The 20,678-nt window shown below is 68.8% G+C and carries 20 protein-coding genes; 13 read left to right on the top strand and 7 right to left on the bottom strand.

The window, feature by feature from the left end:
• Positions 1–74 precede the first annotated feature (74 nt).
• The 6 genes from BX604_RS32200 (at position 75) to BX604_RS32175 (ending at position 6,279) form a co-directional block, all read left to right on the top strand.
• Positions 75–317 carry a hypothetical protein gene (locus BX604_RS32200; RefSeq protein WP_098554827.1) on the top strand — a complete coding sequence of 81 codons (243 nt, stop codon included), beginning with the start codon at positions 75–77 and terminating at the stop codon, positions 315–317.
• Complete coding sequence (locus BX604_RS32195) at positions 314–2,047, top strand: GMC family oxidoreductase (protein WP_098554826.1); 1,734 nt, start codon at positions 314–316, stop codon at positions 2,045–2,047. The genes BX604_RS32200 and BX604_RS32195 overlap by 4 nt, the downstream gene beginning before the upstream one ends.
• Positions 2,034–4,514 carry an alpha/beta hydrolase fold domain-containing protein gene (locus BX604_RS32190; protein WP_098554825.1) on the top strand — a complete coding sequence of 827 codons (2,481 nt, stop codon included), beginning with the start codon at positions 2,034–2,036 and terminating at the stop codon, positions 4,512–4,514. The genes BX604_RS32195 and BX604_RS32190 overlap by 14 nt, the downstream gene beginning before the upstream one ends.
• Before the next feature lie 191 nt (positions 4,515–4,705).
• Complete coding sequence (locus tag BX604_RS32185; protein WP_098554824.1) at positions 4,706–5,260, top strand: arsenate reductase/protein-tyrosine-phosphatase family protein; 555 nt, start codon at positions 4,706–4,708, stop codon at positions 5,258–5,260.
• A 360-nt stretch (positions 5,261–5,620) separates the two neighbouring features.
• Positions 5,621–5,953: a type II toxin-antitoxin system RelE/ParE family toxin gene (locus BX604_RS32180; protein WP_098554823.1), complete on the top strand. Its 333-nt coding sequence runs from the start codon at positions 5,621–5,623 to the stop codon at positions 5,951–5,953.
• Entirely contained in the window at positions 5,950–6,279 is a 330-nt protein-coding gene (locus BX604_RS32175; RefSeq protein ID WP_047901651.1) for a helix-turn-helix domain-containing transcriptional regulator, read from the top strand. Before BX604_RS32180 ends, BX604_RS32175 begins: the two co-directional genes overlap by 4 nt.
• Before the next feature lie 15 nt (positions 6,280–6,294).
• On the opposite strand, the gene BX604_RS32170 is transcribed toward BX604_RS32175, so the two are convergent.
• Complete coding sequence (locus BX604_RS32170) at positions 6,295–8,313, bottom strand: VTT domain-containing protein (RefSeq protein WP_098554822.1); 2,019 nt, start codon at positions 8,311–8,313, stop codon at positions 6,295–6,297.
• 102 nt (positions 8,314–8,415) lie between these two features.
• Positions 8,416–8,868, bottom strand: a complete 453-nt coding sequence (locus BX604_RS32165) for a hypothetical protein (protein WP_098554821.1) — start codon at positions 8,866–8,868, stop codon at positions 8,416–8,418.
• A gap of 307 nt (positions 8,869–9,175) precedes the next feature.
• Between BX604_RS32165 and BX604_RS32160 the strand changes: the two genes are divergently transcribed.
• Both BX604_RS32160 and BX604_RS32155 read left to right on the top strand, forming a co-directional pair.
• Positions 9,176–9,823, top strand: a complete 648-nt coding sequence (locus tag BX604_RS32160) for a response regulator (protein ID WP_098554820.1) — start codon at positions 9,176–9,178, stop codon at positions 9,821–9,823.
• A complete protein-coding gene (locus tag BX604_RS32155) occupies positions 9,820–11,616 on the top strand; it encodes a sensor histidine kinase (protein ID WP_098554819.1) in 1,797 nt (598 codons plus the stop codon). The genes BX604_RS32160 and BX604_RS32155 overlap by 4 nt, the downstream gene beginning before the upstream one ends.
• Positions 11,617–11,673: 57 nt before the next feature.
• Here BX604_RS32155 and BX604_RS32150 read toward each other — a convergent pair whose 3' ends face one another.
• The 4 genes from BX604_RS32150 to BX604_RS32135 all read right to left on the bottom strand — a co-directional run bounded on the left by BX604_RS32150 (position 11,674) and on the right by BX604_RS32135 (position 14,783).
• Complete coding sequence (locus BX604_RS32150) at positions 11,674–11,973, bottom strand: type II toxin-antitoxin system RelE/ParE family toxin (protein ID WP_098554818.1); 300 nt, start codon at positions 11,971–11,973, stop codon at positions 11,674–11,676.
• Positions 11,970–12,245: a YlcI/YnfO family protein gene (locus BX604_RS32145; protein ID WP_098554817.1), complete on the bottom strand. Its 276-nt coding sequence runs from the start codon at positions 12,243–12,245 to the stop codon at positions 11,970–11,972. Before BX604_RS32145 ends, BX604_RS32150 begins: the two co-directional genes overlap by 4 nt.
• A 95-nt stretch (positions 12,246–12,340) precedes the next feature.
• Positions 12,341–13,651: an MFS transporter gene (locus BX604_RS32140; protein ID WP_098554816.1), complete on the bottom strand. Its 1,311-nt coding sequence runs from the start codon at positions 13,649–13,651 to the stop codon at positions 12,341–12,343.
• Between the two features lie 106 nt (positions 13,652–13,757).
• Entirely contained in the window at positions 13,758–14,783 is a 1,026-nt protein-coding gene (locus tag BX604_RS32135; RefSeq protein ID WP_098554815.1) for an ABC transporter substrate-binding protein, read from the bottom strand.
• A gap of 237 nt (positions 14,784–15,020) precedes the next feature.
• Here BX604_RS32135 and BX604_RS32130 point away from each other — a divergent pair, with 237 nt between their 5' ends.
• Positions 15,021–15,686 (top strand): response regulator transcription factor, encoded by a 666-nt coding sequence (locus BX604_RS32130; protein WP_098554814.1) that lies wholly within the window; start codon positions 15,021–15,023, stop codon positions 15,684–15,686.
• Positions 15,673–17,112, top strand: a complete 1,440-nt coding sequence (locus tag BX604_RS32125; RefSeq protein WP_098554813.1) for a sensor histidine kinase — start codon at positions 15,673–15,675, stop codon at positions 17,110–17,112. Before BX604_RS32130 ends, BX604_RS32125 begins: the two co-directional genes overlap by 14 nt.
• A 36-nt stretch (positions 17,113–17,148) precedes the next feature.
• Here BX604_RS32125 and BX604_RS32120 read toward each other — a convergent pair whose 3' ends face one another.
• On the bottom strand, positions 17,149–17,595 hold the full coding sequence (locus BX604_RS32120; RefSeq protein WP_098554812.1) for a hypothetical protein: 447 nt from the start codon (positions 17,593–17,595) through the stop codon (positions 17,149–17,151).
• Positions 17,596–17,896: 301 nt separating this feature from the next.
• Between BX604_RS32120 and BX604_RS32115 the strand changes: the two genes are divergently transcribed.
• The 3 genes from BX604_RS32115 to BX604_RS32105 are packed head-to-tail and all read left to right on the top strand — an operon-like array spanning position 17,897 to position 20,651.
• Entirely contained in the window at positions 17,897–18,481 is a 585-nt protein-coding gene (locus BX604_RS32115) for a TetR/AcrR family transcriptional regulator (protein WP_179894931.1), read from the top strand.
• Between the two features lie 53 nt (positions 18,482–18,534).
• The gene (locus BX604_RS32110) at positions 18,535–19,773 is read left to right on the top strand and encodes an MFS transporter (protein WP_098554810.1); all 1,239 of its coding nucleotides are present in this window, start codon (positions 18,535–18,537) and stop codon (positions 19,771–19,773) included.
• Complete coding sequence (locus BX604_RS32105; RefSeq protein WP_098554809.1) at positions 19,770–20,651, top strand: NAD(P)-dependent oxidoreductase; 882 nt, start codon at positions 19,770–19,772, stop codon at positions 20,649–20,651. Before BX604_RS32110 ends, BX604_RS32105 begins: the two co-directional genes overlap by 4 nt.
• The last annotated feature ends 27 nt before the right edge of the window (positions 20,652–20,678 follow it).

The raw sequence follows: 20,678 nt of genomic DNA, 5'->3' as shown, positions 1-20,678 counted from the left end.
TTTTCCCATGCGGGCCGCACCATCGGCGTCATCAATCGTCGCCCGAACGACGCCAATGCCCAGGAGGAGACACCATGCGACCGAGTCGCCCACCCCGCCTCGCCGCCCGCGTCGAGCGCCAGCGCGACGCATTCGCCCGCGACCCTGCGCCGCCGCGCGCGATCCGCGTATTCAGCCATCACCCGCCCGTGCGCCATCAGGCGCGCCGCAGCGGCACCGCGCTGTTCCACCCGCCGTACGGCAAGAGCTTCGACCTGCTGCCGCGCGTGCTGACGCGCATCGCATGCCCCATCGACCATCGGGAGACGCTTTCATGAGCAAGACTTACGATTACATCGTCGTCGGCGGCGGGTCGGGCGGATGCGTCGTGGCAGGACGACTGACCGAAGACCCGGCCGCGACCGTCTGCGTGCTCGAGGCCGGCGGCCGCGGCGACAGCGCGGTCGTCAACGTGCCGACCGGCGCGGTGGCGATGCTGCCGACCCGCGTGAACAACTGGGCGTTCGACACCGTGCCGCAGCCGGGGCTCGGCGGGCGCATCGGCTACCAGCCGCGCGGCAAGGCGCTCGGCGGCTCGTCCGCGATCAACGCGATGGTGTATATCCGCGGCCATCGCGTCGACTACGACGGCTGGGCAGCGCTCGGCAACGACGGCTGGGCCTACGACGACGTGCTGCCGTACTTCCGCCTGAGCGAGCACAACGAGCGCTTCGACGATGCGTGGCACGGCCGCGACGGCCCGCTGTGGGTCAGCGACCTGCGCACCGGCAACCCGTTCCATGCGCGCTATCTCGACGCGGCGCGGCAGGCCGGCCTGCCGCTCACCGATGACTTCAACGGCGCGCAGCAGGAAGGCATCGGCATCTACCAGGTCACGCAGAAGCACGGCGAACGATGGAGCGCGGCACGCGCGTACCTGCTGCCCCACATCGGCCGGCGCGACAACCTGACGGTCGAAACCCATGCGCAGGTGCTGCGCATCCTGTTCGACGGCACGCGCGCCACGGGTGTCGAGGTGCGGCAGCACGGCGAAGTCCGCACGCTGCGTGCACGGCGCGAAGTCGTGCTCGCGGCCGGCGCGCTGCAGACGCCCCAGTTGCTGATGCTGTCCGGCGTCGGCCCGGCCGGCGAACTGCAGCGGCTCGGCATTCCGGTGCGCGCCGATCTGCCCGGCGTCGGCCGCAACCTGCAGGATCATCCGGACTTCATCCTCGGCTACCGCGCGCGCAGCGTCGACACGATGGGCGTGTCCGTGCGCGGCGGCCTGCGCATGCTGCGCGAGTTCGCGCGCTTTCGCCGCGAGCGGCGCGGGATGCTGACGTCGAATTTCGCGGAAGGCGGCGGCTTCCTGAAAACGCGCGCCGACCTCGACGCGCCCGACATCCAGTTGCACTTCGTCGTCGCGCTCGTCGACGATCATGCGCGCCGGCTGCATGCCGGCCACGGGCTGTCGTGCCACGTGTGCTTGCTGCGGCCGCGCAGCCGCGGCTCGATCACGCTGCACAGCGCCGATCCGCTCGCCGCGCCGCGCATCGATCCCGCGTTCTTCGACGATCCGCGCGACCTCGGCGACATGGTTGCCGGCTTCAGGCTCACACGCCGGCTGATGGACGCGCCCGCGCTCGCCCAATGGACCACGCGCGACCTGTTCACCGCGAACGCGACGACCGACGACGAGATTCGCGACGTGCTGCGCCGGCGCACCGACACCGTGTATCACCCGGTCGGTACGTGCCGGATGGGGCGCGATGCGCTCGCCGTCGTCGATCCGCAATTGCGCGTGCATGGCATGCAGGGGCTGCGCATCGTCGATGCGTCGATCATGCCGACGCTGATCGGCGGCAACACCAATGCGCCGACGATCATGATCGCCGAGAAGGCCGTCGACCTGATGCGCGGCGTGCAGCGCACGGCGGCACGCGCACCCGCCGATACCCGCTGCGAACCGGCCGCTGCGCCGGTACACCACGATACCGTTCCCGCGTCGTGCGTGTCGCATGACGCGATCCCGATCCAGCAGGAGGAAACCCGCCATGTCGTCGCCTGAAGCTTTCCGTTCGGCCGGATCGGCCGCGCCGCTGTCGGCCATCATCATCGGCGCCGGCTTCGCCGGCATCGGCATGGCCATCGCGCTGCAACGCGCCGGCGTTCACGACTTCGTGATCGTCGAACGCTCGCACGACGTCGGCGGCGTGTGGCGCGACAACCACTACCCGGGCGCCGCGTGCGACGTGCCCTCGCATCTGTACTCGTTCTCGTTCGAGCCGAATCCGGCGTGGTCGCGCGTGTTCGCGCCGCAGTCGGAAATCCATGCGTATCTGCAGCATTGCGCGCGCAAATACGGCCTCGCACGCTATCTGCGTTTCGGCGCGGAAGTCGCTGATGCGCGGTATGACGACGCCCGCGCGCTGTGGGATGTCGCGCTCGCCGACGGCACGACACTCAGCGCCACGCTGCTCATCAGCGGCACCGGCCAGTTGAGCCGCCCCGCGATGCCCGACCTGCCCGGCATCGACACGTTTCGCGGCCGCGCATTCCACTCCGCGCACTGGGATCACGACTATTCGCTCGCCGGCAAGCGCGTGGCCGTGGTCGGCACCGGCGCGTCGGCGATCCAGTTCGTGCCCGTGATCGCGCGCGACGTCGAGCGCCTCGTCGTGTTCCAGCGTTCGCCGGCCTACGTGATGCAGCGTCCGGACCGTGCGTATCGCGCGTGGGAGCACGCGCTGTTCCGCCGGCTGCCGTGGGCGATGAAGCTGTATCGCGGGTCGATCTACGTGCGCTACGAGTCGCGCGCGATCGCGTTCATGCGGCTGCGCGGGCTGATGGATCTCGTGGTCGGCCGGCCGTTTCGCAAGCTGCTCGCGCGCGACGTGCGCGATCCCGCGCTACGCGCACGGCTCACGCCCGACTATCCGATCGGCTGCAAACGGATCCTGCTGTCGAGCGACTATCTCGCCGCGATCGGTCGCGACAACGTCGAGCTCGTCACACAACGCATCCGGCGCGTGACCGCGGACGGCATCGAGACCGACGACGGCGTCCATCATCCGGTCGACGCGATCGTCTACGGCACCGGTTTCGCCGCGACCGCGTTCCTGTCGCCTATGCGCATCACGGGCCGCGACGGTCTCGATCTGAACGACGCGTGGCGACGCGGCGCACAGGCGTATCTCGGACTCACCGTGCCCGGCTTTCCGAATTTCTTCATGCTGTACGGGCCGAACACCAACCTCGGGCACAACTCGATCGTCTACATGCTCGAAAGCCAGATCGCGCACGTGATGCGCTGCGTGCTCGCGATGCGGCGCGACGGCGCGCGTGCGATCGACGTCGATCCGCGCCGCTACCGGCGCTTCAACGTGCACGTGCAACAGCGGCTCGCCGGGTCGATATGGAGCGGCTGCAAGAGCTGGTACGTCGATGCGTCGGGCCACAACAGCACGAACTGGCCCGGCTTCACGCTGACCTATCGCTGGCTCACGCGCTTCGCCGGACTGTCCCCGTACCGTTTCACGCAGCCGCTGCCCGGCGGCGCCACGCCGACGCCGACGCCGACGCCGACGCCCGCGCGCAGCGTCGTCGTCGCGCCGCCCGCCGGCCGCGCGGAAGCGCTCGCCGCCGCGTCGCTGCGCGGCTTTCTGCGCGTCGCGTTCCGGCCGCTGATCGGGCCGCCGTTCGGCGCGCGCATGCAGCGCGGTGTCGTCGCGTTGCTGTCGCCGCTGATGCCGGGCACGAGCGGCACACTGCGCTACCGGACGTTGGCCGATGGCGTACCGGTCGAAGTCGTCGCGCCGAAGCACGGCGATGCGGGCGGCGCGATGCTGTATCTGCACGGCGGCGCATTCTGCCTCGGCGGCCCGCATACGCATCGCGGCGTGACGACGCGGCTCGCCGTCGAAGCCGGCCTGCCGGTGTGGGTGCCCGACTACCGGCTCGCGCCCGAGCATCCGGGCCCCGCGGCGCTCGACGATGCGCTGGCCGCCTACGACGCGTTGCGCGCGCAGGGCTACGCGCCGTGCCGGATCGTGATTGCCGGCGATTCGGCCGGCGGCGCGCTCGCGCTGGCGCTCGCCATTGCGCTGCGCGATCGTGGCGAGCCGGCCGCCGCCGCGCTGCTGCTGATTTCGCCCGTGACGGACCCGGCGCTGGGCGGAGACACGCTGGCGTCGCGCCGCCACGACGATCCGATGATCCGGCGCGGCTGGCTCGAACAAGGCTTGCGCTGGTATCACGGGGCCGGCCCGGTTGCCGCGCGCGGCCCGCTCGATACCGATCTGCGCGGCCTGCCGCCGATGCTGGTGCAGGCCGGCGATCAGGAGGTGCTGCTGTCGGATGCGCAGCGGCTCGCGGAGCATGCGCTCGCGTGCGGCGTGCCGTGCCGGTTCGAAATTCATGCCGCGCGCTGGCACGTGTTTCATCTGCAGGCGTTTTACCTGCGCTCGGCGCGCGATGCGTTGCGCACGCTGGCGGGGTTTGCGTCGGAACGGGTGGCCGCGGTGGCGACAGCATGACCGTGCACCGGTGAGGCAGCGCGATCGGGGCAGCGGTGCGCCGTGGCCCCGATCGCCCCGCTTGCAACAATGCGACACCGTCTTGCCAAAACCGGCCGTTTATTTTTTCCGGCGCGCGCGGCCGCGCATCATCTCCGCAAGCCTCGGCGCGCCGCCGCGGCGACGATCACCTCACTCTGGCGGAGACACCCATGAAAAGAAGCCACACCCTCAAGACGCTTGCCCTGCTCTGCTGCCTGGGCATCCAGTGCGCGACGTCGGCGTTCGCGGACGAGCCGAAGAAGGTCGCGTTCGTCGACACGGGCAATACCGGACGCAGCGTGATGGCCGAAGCAATCGCAGGACAACTGATCGCGCAACGGCACGCGCATATCGCGGTGATCTCGCGCGCGGTCGACGAGGATCCTTACGACGAAAAGCCCGAGGCCAACGGCGTGATCCTGATGAAGCGGCGCGGAATCGACACGTCCGCGCATCGTTCGGTGCAACTGAGCGCGAACGACATCAAGCATTCCGACGTGATCCTGACGATGACCGACAAGCACAAGGAAAAGGTGCTCGCGCTCTATCCGTCGGCGGCCGGCAAGGTGTTTACGCTCGCCGAATACGCGACCGGCGAACACAAGGACGTGCCCGACGCATGGGGCAAGCCGATCGACTTCTACGAATCGGTGACCGCGCAGCTCGACGCGTTCATCCCGGCCGCACTCGACAAGGTCGCGACGGCCGCGCCCGCGAAACCGTAACGCGGTTGTACCTGCCGGGTCGCCCGTCGCGTTGCGCGGCGGTGCCGGCCCCGGCAGGTTGATCACCCCGCAGTCCCCCCGCACGGCGCGTACTCCCCGCGCCAATGCGTTCGGCCGTTTGGCCGAATCGTCACCGCACGCCCCGAATGAAAGAATGATCGTCGTTCGGGAAACAGGCTTCAACACCCGAAATCCCGAACGACGAAGGCGCTGCATGCGTTCCGGCCACAGCATCGGTACGCGGCGTCCCGCTTCGCTTTCGGCAGTCGGTCCCGCTGCATCGCGCTTGCTCCGCCTCTTCCGGCAGACCGTGCGATCACGTTGCTACCCATATACCCTTCATGTAGCTTATAAGTTACAATGCTCTCCAAGTTCGAACTGCTTCGCTATCAGCGCGACGACGGTCGCGAGCCGTTCACCGAATGGCTGAACGCCGTACGCGACAAACTCGTGCAAGCGCGGATCCGCGAACGCCTGCGCCGCGTGGAAACCGGAAATTTCGGCGATTGCGACGCTGTCGGCGAAGGCGTGATCGAACTGCGCATCCATGTCGGTGCGGGATATCGCGTGTATTTCGGCCGATACGGCAGCGCACTGGTGCTGCTGTTGTCCGGTGGCGACAAGCGCAGCCAACCCGACGACATCCGGCGCGCAAAGGAACACTGGTTGAACTGGAAGCGGAGGCAAACATGAACAAGCTGAAAGGCGCGGTATCGCACCACGACGCCGAAGTCGCCGAGCTCGGCGCCGATCGCGAACTCGCGGTCGCTTATCTGCGCGTCGCGATGGAATCGCTCGACGATCCCGACAACCGCGCGGCCGGACTGCTCGCGCTGCGCACGGTCGCCGAAGCGTACGGCGGCCTCGGTGCGGTTGCCGCGGAAGCCGGCATCAGCCGCGAATCGCTGTATCGCACGCTGTCGCCCAACGGCAACCCGACGCTGAAAACCCTGCTCGCGGTGCTCAAGACCGTCGGCCTGCGCCTGTCCGTCGTCCCCGCGCAGCCGGCGCACGCGTAACCGCGCGCCGCGCGCTCACGGCTGCACCATCCACACGAGCAGCATGTCCGCCGGCGCGGCACGCATCCCCGCCGGCGGATGTGCGATCGTCGGCTCGATCGCGAGCGCCTGCGCGATCGTCGCCGTATCGTCGATCGTCGTCGTGCGCACGATCGTCATCAGCCGCGCGGGCCGATGCAGCGTCTCGCGATACAGCGCGCCGTACCACAGCGGCCGCATGCCGAGCGCATCCTGCAGCACATACGGATAACGCCACAGCCGCAGCACGAAGCGACTGTCGGGGTGCGCCGGATCGACACGCACGAACACGCGGCGCGTGCTCTCGCCGTGCGTATAGCGCGGCAGCACGGGCAGCGTCTCGGCCGGCGCCTGCGGCAGCAGCCAGCGCAGCGCGGTCGCCGGCGACCACGGCGTCGCCCGCTGCCAGCCGGCCAGCGACAGATGGCGATCGAGCGTGTCCGATGTCGCGCACCATTGCAGCGGCAGATATTCCTCGCGGTCGCCGCCGATCTCGGTGCGCCGCATCGGCACGCGCTGCCAGCCGCCGCGCAGCCACTGATCGACGGTCATCGCGACGACGTCGCCGACATGCGGACGCGCCGCGCGATCGAGCTGCCATTGCGCGGGCACGGTCCACACGCCCGCCGTCGCGAGCACGACGAGCACCGCGACGAATGCGCCTCTCGGCTGCACGTGCTCGCGCACCTGCCAGTACGCATAGGCGCCGGCCAGCAGCGCGAACCAGGCAAGCCCGAGACTCCAGCCGCCGAGCAAGCCCGACAACCACGTATCGCCGACGTACAACCGCGCGAAGCCGCCGAGCACGATCCACAGCACGACCGCCGTCGCGACCGGAATGCGCCACAGCGCGGGCCGGTCGCGCACCAGCACCCAGCCCATGCCGCTGCTCGCGAGGATCGCGAACGCCGCATCGGCATCGGGCAGCGGCACGTGCAGCGCGCCGGGCGGCAGGCTCGCGGGCGTCGTGCCGGGCATGCCGCCGCCGAACACCGGCACCAGCACGACCGCGATGCCGACCGTCGCGAGCCACCAGGCGGAGGTCAGCCAGCAGCGATGGATCATCAGCCAGACGAGAAAGGCGGCCGCGACGATCAGCCCCGTATCGTGCTCGTGCAGCACGGCGAGCGCGCGCATCACGGCGTCCACCGGCGGCGTGCGCAGGTTCTGCAGAAATGCATACAGCGCGATGTCGGCGTGCATCAGCGGATCGTTCGCGACGACGTCCTGCACGATGCCCGCGAACAGCCACACGCAGCCGACGAACAGCAGCGCGAGCACCGGCACCGCGCCCGGCAGGCGGCGCACCCGCGCGATACCGTCGTGCAGCCGTGCGCCGACGCGCGGCCAGCGGCGGGCACACGCGTGCACGGACGCAACGATCGCGCGGTGCAACAACGGCCAGCCGCGGCGCAGCGCGATGCGCACGCCGACCCACACGAGCGCGACCAGCGCGGCGACCACCAGCAGGATCACGGCGACCCGCACGCTGATCGCCGCGGCCAGCACCGCCGACGCACCGAACAGGATGCCCGGCGCGACGTGCACGGGCGCCCAGATCAGCGCCGACACGACGTTGACGGGATAGAACGAGCGCCGCGGCAGCGTCGCACAGCCGACGACGACCGGCACGACCGCACGCACCGGCGCCAGGAAGCGCGCGAGCACGATGCTCTTGATGCCGTGCCGCAGCACGAACTGCTCGCCGCGTGAATAGGCATCCGCATAGCCGACGCGCACCAGAGCGTTTCGCACCGCGCTGCGGTAGCGCCGCCCGAGCTCGTAACTGATCGCATCGCCGACGATCGCGCCGACGGCCGCGACGCCGATCGTCGTCCAGCCGTCGAGCGCGCCCGCGCCGATCAGCGTGCCGGCCGCGAACATCACGGCGCCGGCCGGCACGACCGTGCCGATCAATGCGATCGCCTCGGCACAGGCCGTCACGAACACGATCGCCAGCACGAGCGCCGGATGCGCGCCGATCGCGCCCAGCCAGGCGTGGATCGTGCCGCTCATCGCAGGCCGCGCGGCGTGGCAGCGCGACGGACATGCGCCGGGCCCGCAGTGGCGTGGGGAAGGTTCATCGGAGTCTGCGCGCGTTCGCGGCGGCCGGGGGCGTCAGTCGAATTCGTGCTGGCGCGCATCGGCCTCGAGCGGCGCGTCGTGGTAGCCGACGGTCGCGATCTCGTGCAGATAGCGCGCGAGAAACGCGTCGATCGAGCCGGCCGCCTCGTACTGATGCACGTGGCGAAATTCATGGGTCAGCAGGCGTCGCGTGTCGTGGCCGCGCAGCACGAACACCGCATGGCCGAGCGTGAGGCCGATCGTCCCGGGCGACAGCAGCCCGGTGTCGCGCGCGATCGCGCCCAGTGCCGGCGTGTCGGGAAACGGCAGCCGGTCGGCGACCACGATCCGGATCCGCTCCGGCTGCGCGACGCCCACGGCCCGCGCATCGGCGGCCTGCGCCGGCGTCAGCGGCACGCCCTGGGCAAGCCCGTGGGCCGCCTGCGCAACGGCCCACGCGACGGCGTCGGGCAGCGCGGACGGCAGGATGTCGGCGAGATCGATCATCGTGGAGGCTCCTCGGGGCGGAACGGGTCAATCGGGCACCAGTTTATCTCTGAATCAGGGCAATCCGCGAGGTTCGGCGCCCACCCGACCCCGGCGAATCCTCGGGAATACCCGCCCTGTCTAGCCCTATCGCTTGCACCATTTCCCGTCGATTATTTCGCTTCCGAATACGATCCACACCAGGATGTCTCAAAAATGTGCCGCTGGTGCAGCATTTCCCGCTTCGGCGGAATATATTGGTCAGAAGAACGGCCGCGGCGAGAACCGGCAGAACAGCCCGCGGTGTCATCCCGAAGAGGACCGCTAGATGATCAGGGTAATTCTGGCTGACGATCACGCAGTCATGCGCGACGGACTGCGTCACATCCTGGAAACGGCCGGCGGCTTCGAAATCGTCGGCGAGGCGAGCGACGGCTCGGCCACGCTCGAGCTGGCCGAGCATCGCGCCGCCGACGTGCTGCTGCTCGACCTGTCGATGCCCGCACCGACCGGTATCGAGCTGATCCGGCTCGTCAAGACGCGCGCGCCGTCGCTGCGCACGCTCGTGCTGACGATGCATGCAGAGACGCAGTATGCGGCGCGCGCGTTCAAGGCCGGCGCCACCGGCTACCTGACGAAGGACAGCGCGACCGCCGAACTCGTCGAAGCCGTCGGCAAGGTGGCCGCGGGCGGGGTCTACGTGAGCCCGTCGGCGGCCGAAAGCCTGGCGCGCACGCTGCGCGCGCCGGCCGAGATGCTGCCGCACGAACGGCTGTCCGCGCGCGAACTCGACGTGATGCGCCGCATCGTCGCCGGCCAGACCGTCACGCGGATCGCGTCCGAGCTCGCGCTGAGCGCGAAGACGGTCAGCACGTACAAGATGCGCATTCTCGAGAAGATGGATCTGCCGCACGAAGCCGCGCTGGTGCGCTACGCGGTGCGGCACGATCTCGACCTGGGCCTCGACGACGCATGACGTCCGCATTCCGCTACCGCCCCGCCACCGACGACGACGAAAACGCGTCGGAGCCGTCGCGGATGTTCATGTCGTCGCTGCCGCCGGGCCGGCGCGAGCGGCGGCTCGCGATCGCGACGGTGATCGTGTCGGCCGTGATCTTCGCCGCGCTCGCCCCGTTCGCGGGCACGCAGCTTGCCCGGGTCTGGGGATTCATTCCCGTGTACCAGTCGGCGATCGTCGTCAACGACATGGTGACGGCCGGCCTCCTGCTCGGCCAGTACGCGATCCTGCGCGAGAAATCGCTGCTCGCGCTCGCGGGCGGCTATCTGTTCACGGGCTTCATGGCCGGCACGCACATGCTGAGCTTCCCCGGCCTGTTCACGCCGTCGGGCCTGCTCGGCGCGGGCGAACAGACCACCGCGTGGCTGTACCTGTTCTGGCACGGCGGCTTTCCGCTGGCGGTCGCCGCGTACGTGCTGCTGCGCGAAGCGCCGCGCGCGCGCCAGCCGTCCGTGACGCAGCGCCGCGCGGCGCTTCCGATCCTGCTCTGCATCGTGTCGGTCGCGGCCGCGACCGTCGCGCTCGCCCTGCTCGCGACCACCGGCCACGACCTGCTGCCGCGCATCATGCAGGGCAACCGGATGGCCGCGACGATGACCGTCGCGATCACGACCGTCTGGGTGCTGAACCTCGCCGCACTCGTGCTGATGTGGCGGCAGCGGCGCCCGCATTCCGTGCTCGACCTGTGGGTGATGATCGTGCTCGTCGCGTGGCTGTTCGACATCGCGCTGTCGGCGATGCTGAATCACGGACGCTTCGATCTCGGCTTCTACGCGGGGCGAACCTACGGCCTCGTCGCGTCGGGTGTCGTGCTGTTCGCGTTGCTGTTCGAGAACGGCCGGCTGCATGCGCAGACGGTGCGCGCGCTGGCCGGCGCGCGCTATCAGCATCTGCTGGTCGTGCAGAAGAGCGCGCAGCTCAACGACGCGAACGAACGGCTCGAGCAACGCGTCGCCGCGCGCACCGCGCAGTTGAGCGCGTCGAACCGCGACCTGCGGCGCGAAGTCGAGGAGCGCGTGCGTGCGGAGCGGGCATTGCAGGCGTCGCGCGAGGATCTGCGCGAGATCGCGGCGATCAGCGCGACCGCGCGCGAGGCCGAACAGCGCCGCATCGCGCGCGAATTGCACGACGAGCTCGCGCAGACGCTCGCGACGCTGAAGAACGATCTCGAATGGCTGCTCGATCACGTGCCGCAGGACGATGCGCCGCTGGCACGCAAGATCGCGGCGATGCATGCGCTCGCGCGCGACGCGGTGACGGCCACGCGGCGCATCGCATCGGACCTGCGACCGCTGATGCTCGACGATCTCGGGTTTGCGGCGGCGATGCAATGGCTCGTCGAGGATTTCCGGCACCGTCACGGGATGGCGTGCACGCTGCATGTCGAGCCGGGCGAACTGCAACTCGACGAACCGTATGCGACGGCCGTGTTCCGCATCGCGCAGGAAGCGCTCGCGAATGTCGCGCGGCATGCGGCCGCGTCGAGCGCGAGCGTGGCGCTCCTGTACCGGGACGAGACGATCGCGCTGACGATTCGCGACGACGGTGCGGGCTTCGATCCCGGTGCGCCGCGCAAGTCGGGATCGTTCGGGCTGGTGGGGCTGCGCGAGCGCGCGTATCTCGTCGGCGGCACGCTGCGCATCGATACGACGCTCGGCGAAGGGACGACGGTGGAGGTGGATATTCCGGTGGCAGCTGCGCATGTGGCGATTGCGCACGGCGGGGATGGGGCTTCGCGGATGGGGCGATGAAGCGGCTGGAGCGGCCGCAGCCGTTGCGGCGGCAAGGGATTGCCGCTGCAGTAGCGATCAGTAATAGTCTTCTTCTCGCTGATGCCGCACGGCGAGGATCGTGACGTGCTCTGCACTTTCGATCTCAAACAACAGCACGTAGCCCGATGTACCGAAGGAAACGATCAGTTCGCGCAGAAACGGATTGCGCTCATCGATCTTGCGGCAGGTAAACGGGAACAATCGCAACATGGCCACGCCGCGTTCAATTGCTTGCGCGGCCCTCGCTGCCGCGTCCACATCACGTTCGAGCAGATATCGGTACAGTCGAACCAAGTCTTCACGCGCCGCCCGCGTATATCGGACCTGGTAGCTCAATCGGCCGCCTTCTTCGAACGAGCGGCTTCGAGCATGCGCTCGAGCTCGCTCTGAACATCGGCGGCATCGACGTATTCGCCCGTGCGCTGCGCCTCGGCACGCGACGCCAAACCTCGTGCGACGAATTCGCGCTGCACGCGTCGCCGAGCAATGCCATCGCGCAACGTCGACTCCATGAATGCAGACAGCGTCTCGTTTTCCGCCAGGACCGATTCCGCTTCCTCACGCAACTGCGGATCGACTCGCAGCGCGGGCATCGTAGCCGTTTTCATTGCATTCCCCATGCATTACAGATGTAATGCATGGTAGCACATCGCCCGAATCGACGGCAGTCCGCCGTTCGTTATAGCCGGACCATCCAGAACGCTCACGCCCGCGCCGCCACCATCCCCCGCTCCGAACGCGTCCACGCGACCAGCGCACCGACGCCGAGCAACGCGAGGCACACGATCGGCACGATCATCGGCCCGAACGCCGTGCCCGTCACCTTGCCCGCGAACGGCATCAGGTTCTGGCTGAAGAAGCCGCCGAGGTTGCCGATCGAGTTGATCGCCGCGACGCTCGCCGCCGCACGCGCGCCGGTGAAGTAACGCGGCGGCATCGACCAGAAGCACGGATACAGCAGCGGAATGCATGCCCCGCCGAGCACGAGTGCGATGAAGCGCAGCGGCGTCGACGGCAGCACGAGGCTGAGCAGGAAGCCGAGCGCGCCGAGCGCCGCGACGATCGCGATCGTGCGCAGGATGCTCTTCGCACGGCGCAGTTTCGACGGCAGCCACAGCAGCAGCAGCACCGCGAGCGCCCACGGCAGCATGCTCAGCAGCCCGTTCGTGCCGCTCGACACGCCGAACGACTTCACGATCGTCGGCAGCCAGTACGTCACGCCGTACAGCGATGTCGACATCAGCATGTAGGTCGCCGCGAACAGCATCACGCGCGGATCGAGCAGCGCCTTCCACGGCTGCGCATGCTCGGCCTGCGCCGGCTTCTCGCGTTCGAGCGCGACCGCGACGATCTGCTTCTCGCGTTCATCGAGGAACGGCGCGTCGCGGAACGATGCCGGCAACACGCGGAACACGACGATCGCGACGATCACCGCCGGGATGCCCGTCGCCACGAACACCCACTGCCAGCCCGCCAGACCCCACACGCCGTTCAGGCCCAGCAGCACGCCGCCGACCAGCGAGCCGAGCATGTTCGCGAGCGCGCTGCCGAGCGTGAAGATGCCGAGCACCTTCGCGCGGTAGCTCTGCGGGAACCACAGCGTCAGGTAATAGATCACGCCGGGATAGAAGCCGGCCTCGGCGATCCCCAGCAGGAAACGCAGCGAACAGAACGCGGGCATCGACGTCGTGAAGCCCATCAGCACGGTGATGAGGCCCCACGTCAGCATGATCCGCGCGAGCCATACGCGCGCGCCGAAGCGATGCAGCGCGAGCGTGCTCGGCACCTCGAACAGCAGGTAGCCGATGAAGAACAGCGACGACGCGAGGCCGAACGCCGCTTCGGTCATCCCGAGGCTGTGCACCATCTGCAGTTTCGCGAACCCGACGTTCTGCCGGTCGATGAACGCGATCAGGAACATCACGACGAGGATGGGCAACAGGCGTCGCGCCATCTTCGACATGATGCGCTGCTCTTCGGCGGACGCGGGGTCCAGGGTTTCGGTGGCATTCACTATGGGCTCCTCCGTGAATCGGTTGCTTGTCGGTTGAATCGGCACCGCGCACGACGCGCGCGCGGGTGCGGAAATGTGTCGATGAATGGGGGGCGGCGTGCGGCGCTCAGCCCGACCGGTAGTCGTCGAGCATCGGCGCGAACATCTCGTGCCACGCGCGCGGCTTCGCCTTGATCGTGCCGGCGAGATACAGGAATTCGACGTAGTCCATCAGCTGGTTCGGTCGCACCGAGAAGCGCGTGTCGGGCGCGGCGAGCATCTGCATCACGTCGTCGTGCGACACGCCGACGCCCGACGACGCCGCATACAGCGCAGCCGCCGCGCGCGGATCCTGCGCGATCAGGCGATTCGCTTCGTCGAGCGCGCCGAGGAAGGCCACGGCCAGCGCGGGCTCCGCATCGACGAGCCGCTTCGGCGCGAACACGACGTCGAGCGTCATCGGGCCCAGCACGTCGACCGAATTCACGACGCGATGAATGCCCGGCTGCCGCAACTCGAGCGTCGAGAACGGCGGCGACGTGAAGTGCGCGGTGATGCCGTTCTCGCGGCGGATCAGCGCCTGCATCGCCTGCGGATGCGGCAGGTTCACGGTGATCGAGTCGAGCTGCGCGAAATGCTGCGCACCGAGCTGCCGGCTCGCGACCATCTGCAGCACGACCGCCGACAGCGATGTGCGAATGCCCGGCACCGCGATCCGGTCGGCGCGCGTGAAGTCGTGCAGCGTCGCGAGGCTGGGACGGTTCGCATTGAGCGACAGTGACGTGGTCGACAGCCCGCTGATGCCGATCACCTCGACGTTCGGAATGCCGCGCGCCCGCGCCCACAGCTCGATGAAGCCGGGCGCGCCGGCGCCCGCGAAGTCGAGCGTGCCGGCCATCATCGCGTCGTTGACGGAATTGCCGCCGTCGAGCAGCACCCAGTCGACCGCGATCTCGCGCAGGCCGTGCCGCGCCGCGTGCCGCTCGAACAGCCGCTGCTTCTCCATCACGAGCAGCGGCAGGTACAGCACCCCATAGCCTTTCGAGATCCGCACGGTGCGCGGCGTCGAGCGCACGAGCGCCGGCGCCCCGAGCACGCCCAGCACGCCGAGGCCGGCTGCGATCAACCCGCGGCGGCGTAGCGACGGTGTCATGCGCGCGCCCGGCGACCGAAGACGGCCGACCGCAACGCGACCGCCGGCGTCGCGCTTGCGTACGCATCCGGCCGCGTGGTCGTCGGGTCCGTGACATGCTGCATGTTGCCGTCTCCTCTGGTATTAATGCCGTCTTCGCTTGTTCCGGCTCGACACAGGTTATCGAGCGAGTCTGAGAAAATGCTGACATCCCGGCCCCGGGAAAACCCCTAACCCATCTACCTGCGAACCGGCACCATGCGCATTCTCGTCGTGGAGGACGATGCCGAAATCGGCGCGGCGATCCGCAGCCGCCTGACGCGGCTCGGCCATGCCGTCGATCTCGAAACCGACGGCTCGACCGCGAACGGCCTGCTGCGCGTCGAACGCTTCGATCTCGTCGTGCTCGATGCGAACCTGCCCGGCCTAGACGGCTTCGCGGTGCTGCGCAACCTGCGCGCATCGGGCAGCACGACGCCGGTGCTGCTCGTTACCGCACGCTCCGCGATCGACGACCGCGTGAGCGGCCTCGGCCTCGGCGCCGACGACTATCTGGTGAAGCCGTTCGACTACCGCGAGCTCGACGCGCGCGTGCAGGCGCTGCTGCGCCGCAACAGCGGCCATGCGAACGACGTGCTGACGCTCGGCGGCCTCGTGATCGACCGCAGCAGCCGCCTCGCGGAACTCGACGGCCAGCCGCTGTCGCTGTCGCGCCAGGAATTCGCGCTGCTCGAGATTCTCGCGAGCCGCCCGCAGCGGATTTTCTCGAAAGACGAGCTGCTGAACCAGCTGTTCAGCTTCGGCAACGAGCCGACCGCAAACGCCGTCGAACAATACGTGACGCGCGTGCGCAAGAAGCTGCAGGGCAGCTCGGTCGAGATCCGCACCGCGCGCGGGATGGGGTATCAGATTGCCGCGCATTGACTGGTTCCCGAAGACGCTGTTCGGGCGCACGCTGCTGTTCATCGCGCTCGTCGTCGCGACCGGCGCGCTCGCGCTGGCCGCGATCGCACGCTACTACGCGGGCGTCGCGGCCGAACGCGCTTATGACCAGTTGCTTGCCGGCGCGTCGATCCAGGTCGCGGAGAACCTGTACGTCCAGGGCGGCGTACTCGCGCTGAACCCGCCGGTCGCCGCATTGTCGACGCTGTCGCGTTACGACCTCGTCTACTACAAGGTCGTCGATTCGCGCGGCGTCGTGGTGGCCGGCTACAACGATCTCGCGAGCCCCGTGGCGCTCGCCGCCGCGAAACAGGGCCCGGCGTTCGCGAACGCCGTGTACCAGGGGCACCGGATCCGCACCGCGACCATCGCGCGCTACATGCCCGAGGAAAGCACGCCGGGCTGGGCGCTCGTCACCGTTGCGCAGACAACCAACGCGCGCCAGCAGCTGACCAACGACATGAGCATCAAGGTGTGGACGCTGATCCTGCTGATGAGCGTGCTCGCGATCGGTGCGAGCGGCCTCGCGATCCGGCGCGGGCTGCGCCCGCTCGCGCAGATCGGCGCGATCATCGCCGCGCGCGATCCGGCCGACCTGCGGCCGGTGGCCGTCGACACGCCGAGCGAGATCGACGCGATCATCGGTTCGATCAACGGGCTGATGCGCCGCCTCGCCGAGCGGATCAACGCGATGCAGCGCTTCATCGCCGACGCCGCGCACCAGATGCGCACACCGCTCGCGCGACTCGACGCGCAGATCGAACTGCTCGACGGCGAGGCCGACCCGGCACGTCACGCGGCGCGACTCGATGCGCTGCGTGCGACCTGCTCGGATGTCGGACGGCTCACCGGGCAGTTGCTCAATCATGCGATGGTGATCCATCGCACCGAGGCCGTGCCGCTGCAACCCGTCGAACTCGTCGCGCTCGCGAAAGACGTGCTCGGCCGCGCGATTCCGCTCGCCGATGAACGCGACGTGGCCGTTGCATTCGCGAGCGATGCACCGCATGCGTGGATCGACGGCGATGCGATCAGTCTTCAGGAAGCGCTGTCGAACGTGCTGCACAACGCGCTGCTGCATGGGCATGCGGACGACATCGTTGTATCGGTCGCCACCGCTGGCAACGCGGACGATACGGTGACGCTGACCGTCACCGACAACGGGCAAGGCATTCCGCGCGAGCATTGGGATGCGGCATTGCAGCCGTTCGTGCGGATCGCGCCGGATGGCACCGAGCGTCGCACCGGGTCGGGCCTCGGGCTCGCGATCGTGCAGGAAGTGATGAAGGCGCACGGCGGGCGGGTGGGGTTCGCGTTTCCCGATGCGGGCGGGTTTGCCGTGGTGCTGACGTTTCCGCAGCCGGCGACGGCCCGCGCAAGCAAAGCGCCGGTTCGCCGGACGACCTGACGCGGGGTCGGTCGAACGGCAACGGGCGACAGGCGTTCAGTTGCCGCTGTCGCGAGCGTCGGCGTTGCGCTCCGCATGTCGTGCCACCAGCCGGTCCAGCTCGTCATAGTGGCGGTCGCAAAAGAGGCGGCACAACGTGTCGACGTCGACGCGTTTCCTGACGTCGATCGTTTCGACGTACTGCTCCAGCTTCGCCTTGCCCATGCCGAACAGCCCCTTCTTCATCCGCATGGAAACGGCATTCAACTGGAAGCCGTCCGCATGCGCGTCGCTCAGCGCGCTGATCCACAATTCACGCTGATCGCCGGCATGCTGCAGCACGAGCGCGGGCAACGGGCCGTCCTGCAATACGTTCCATTCGGTATGCTGCGCGACCCACGGGAATGCATCGAAGGCCTGGGTGAACGACGCGTAGTCCGTCGCGCCCTCGGGATCCAGCTGGTTGTAGTCGTAGCCGACTTTCTGCGTGGAATAGGTCAACATGGCGCGGTAGTCTCCGTGGCGTCGATCGCGACAGAACGCTAATCTACTCCACATTTCACCGCGCACGACCGCGCTGACCGAACGGCCCGACGCGGTAGACGCAAGCCACATCGCCGCGCTCGAAGCCGAAGGTCTGACACATGAGGACATGCTCGACCTGTCGCACGCCATCGCGATCTTCGCGTGGGCGAACCGGCTGATGCTGACACCGGGCGAACCGGTGTTTCCGGCGCCGCCATCCCGCTTGACGGCCGCGTGCCTACCGATTATGGTATGGTCATTCAACAACTCGGAAAATGTGATGGCGCGCCCCAGGGAATTCGACGAAGACGCCGTGCTCGACGCCGTGATGGACACCTTCTGGCGCTACGGCTACGAGGCGACGTCCGCACAGGATCTCGTGCAGGCCACCGGCCTCGGCCGCGGCAGCCTGTATGCGGCGTACACGAACAAGGACGGCCTGTTCGAGCAGGCCATGCTGCGCTACAACCGGCGCTCGCATGAGAACGTCGACCTGCTGCGCGGGCCGGGCCCCGTGCTGGACCGCTTGCGCACGCTGCTGGTCGGCGTGATCGACGACGATCTGAAAGCAGCCGGGAAACGCGGCTGCCTCGCGACGAATACGGCGATCGAGCGCGCGAGCCGCGACACACATGTGGCGGAACTGGTGCGCGAGAACTTCCGGATCATGCGCGCGGGCATCCAGGAGGCCATCGAGCGCGGGCAGGCAACCGGCGAAATCGACGCCGCCGGCCACCCCGAGGATCTCGCATGGTTCGTGTTCAACGCGATGCAGGGGCTGCGTGTGCTCGCGAAAACGTCGGTCGGCAAGGACCGGAAGCGGCTGGTCGCCATCGTGGACCGGACACTGCGCGCGCTCGGCTGAGCAAAAAATTTTGCCCTGTTATGGAATGATCGTTCCACAAAAAAGGAAACCCGATGGATGCCTCGCTTTCTTCCGTTTCACGCCCCGCGGCACGGCTGCCGTTCGCGGTCTTCGTGCTCGGCCTCACCGTGTTCTGCATCGGCACCACCGAAGTGATGGTGTCGGGGCTGCTGCCGCTGCTCGCGCATGAATTCGGCACGTCGATCCCGACGGCCGGCCTGCTGATCTCCGGTTATGCAGCCGGCGTAGTGGTTGGCGGCCCGGCGATGACGCTCGCGTTTCTGCGCGTGCGCCGCAAGACGGCGCTGCTCGTGCTGCTCGGCGTGTTCGTGGTCGGCCAGGCGCTCGGCGCGGTCGCGACGAGCTATGCATTGCTGATGATCTCGCGTGTCGTCGCGGCGTTTGCGCAGGGCGCGTTCTTCGGGATCGGCTCGCTGCTCGCGATCGATCTCGCCGGCCCCGGCGCGAAAGGCCGTGCGCTCGCGGTCATGTTCGGCGGCCTGACGATCGCCAACATCGCGGGCGCACCGTTCGGCACGCTGATCGGCGAGCAGTACGGCTGGCGCGCGAGCTTCTGGGCCGTCACGGTGCTGGCTCTGCTGAGCCTCGCGGCGACCGCGTGGGTCGTGCCCGCCCAGGCGCGACCGCCCTATCACGGCGTCGCGCGCGAATTCGCGTCGTTCCGGCGGCCACGGTTGTGGCTCGCGCTCGGCATCTCGGCGCTGAGCCAGGCCGGGCTGTTCGCCGCGTACAGCTACTTCTCGCCGATCTTCACCGAGGTCGGCGGCTTCTCCCGCGCGAGCGTGCCGGCCTTGCAGGCACTGTTCGGGATCGGCTGTTTCGCGGGCACCCTCGTCGGCGGCCGCTATACCGATCGCCATCCGCGCGGCATCCTCTGCGCGGGCCTCGCGGCCCTGACCGTCACGATGGCCGCGTTCGGCATCCTGGCGCACAGCCCGATCGGCGCGATCGCCGCGCTGGCCGCGTTCGGCGTGGCGGCGTTCTCGATCAATCCCGCGCTGCAGGCCCGCGCGATCGCGGAAGCGCCGCATGCGCCGACGCTCGCGACGACGGCCAACACGTCGGCCTTCAACGTCGGCAACACCGTCGGCCCCTGGCTCGGCGGCGTGGCGATCAATGCCGGGCTCGGCTTCGTGTCGTCGGTCTGGGTCGGCGTCGCGCTCGCCGCGCTGGCCCTGATCCTCGCGCTCGCGTCCATGCGCCCGGACGCCTCTTCCGCTTCCGATTCCGCTTCCGATTCATCCACAGGTTCGACAGGAGCAACCTCATGAGCACGTCCACGACGCAGCAAAATCGCACGCAGGTCGCCGTCCTCGGCGTCGGCGTGATGGGCACGCCCATCGCCCGCAACCTCGCCCGCAAGGGCTTCGTCGTCCGCGCGTGGAACCGCACGCGCGCGAAGGCCGACGCGCTCGCCATCGACGGCGTCGCAGCCTTCGATACACCGGCCGGCGCCGTCGACGGCGCACACGTCGTCGTCACCGTGCTGAACGACGCCGACAGCGTGTTGCAGGCGATGCAGGCCGCCGCGCCGGCACTCGCGCGCGGCACGCCGTGGGTGCAGATCAGCACGGTCGGCGTGCGCGGCATCGCGTCGCTCGCCGCGTTTGCGCAGGCACACGGGCTCGTGTTCTACGATGCGCCCGTGCAGGGATCGCGGCAGCCGGCCGAGCAGGCCCAGCTCGTGGTGCTCGCATCCGGCCCGGCGTCGGCGCGCGCCCAGGTACAACCGGTGTTCGACGCGATCGGCCGGCGCACGGTCTGGGTCGCCGACGACGGGTCGACGGGCGCCAGCAGCCGGCTGAAGCTCGCGCTCAATCACTACGCGTTCGCGCTGACGCACGCGGTAGCCGAGAGCCTGAAGCTGGCCGGTTCGCTCGGCGCGGACCCGCGCCACGTGATCGACGTCGTGTCGGGCGGCCCGATGGACAACGCGTACGTCCAGGCGAAGGGTGCGCTGATCCTGAACGACGACTTCCGTCCCGCGTTCACGATCGTCAACGCGGTGAAGGATGCAACGCTGATCGCGCAGGCCGCCCGGGACGCGGGCATGCAGGCGGACATCGCGAATGCGAGCCTTGCGCGCTTTCAGCGAGCCGCCGACGCGGGGCACGGCGATAAAGACATGGCCGCGTCGTTTCTCGCATGAAGCGGCGGCGGTGGCGGCGCTGCGTTG

The organism is Burkholderia sp. JKS000303 (genome assembly GCF_002563755.1).
Classification (GTDB): domain Bacteria; phylum Pseudomonadota; class Gammaproteobacteria; order Burkholderiales; family Burkholderiaceae; genus Burkholderia; species Burkholderia anthina_B.
Note: the sequence above shows the minus strand (reverse complement) of the source record. Positions and strands in the feature narration are given on the sequence as shown.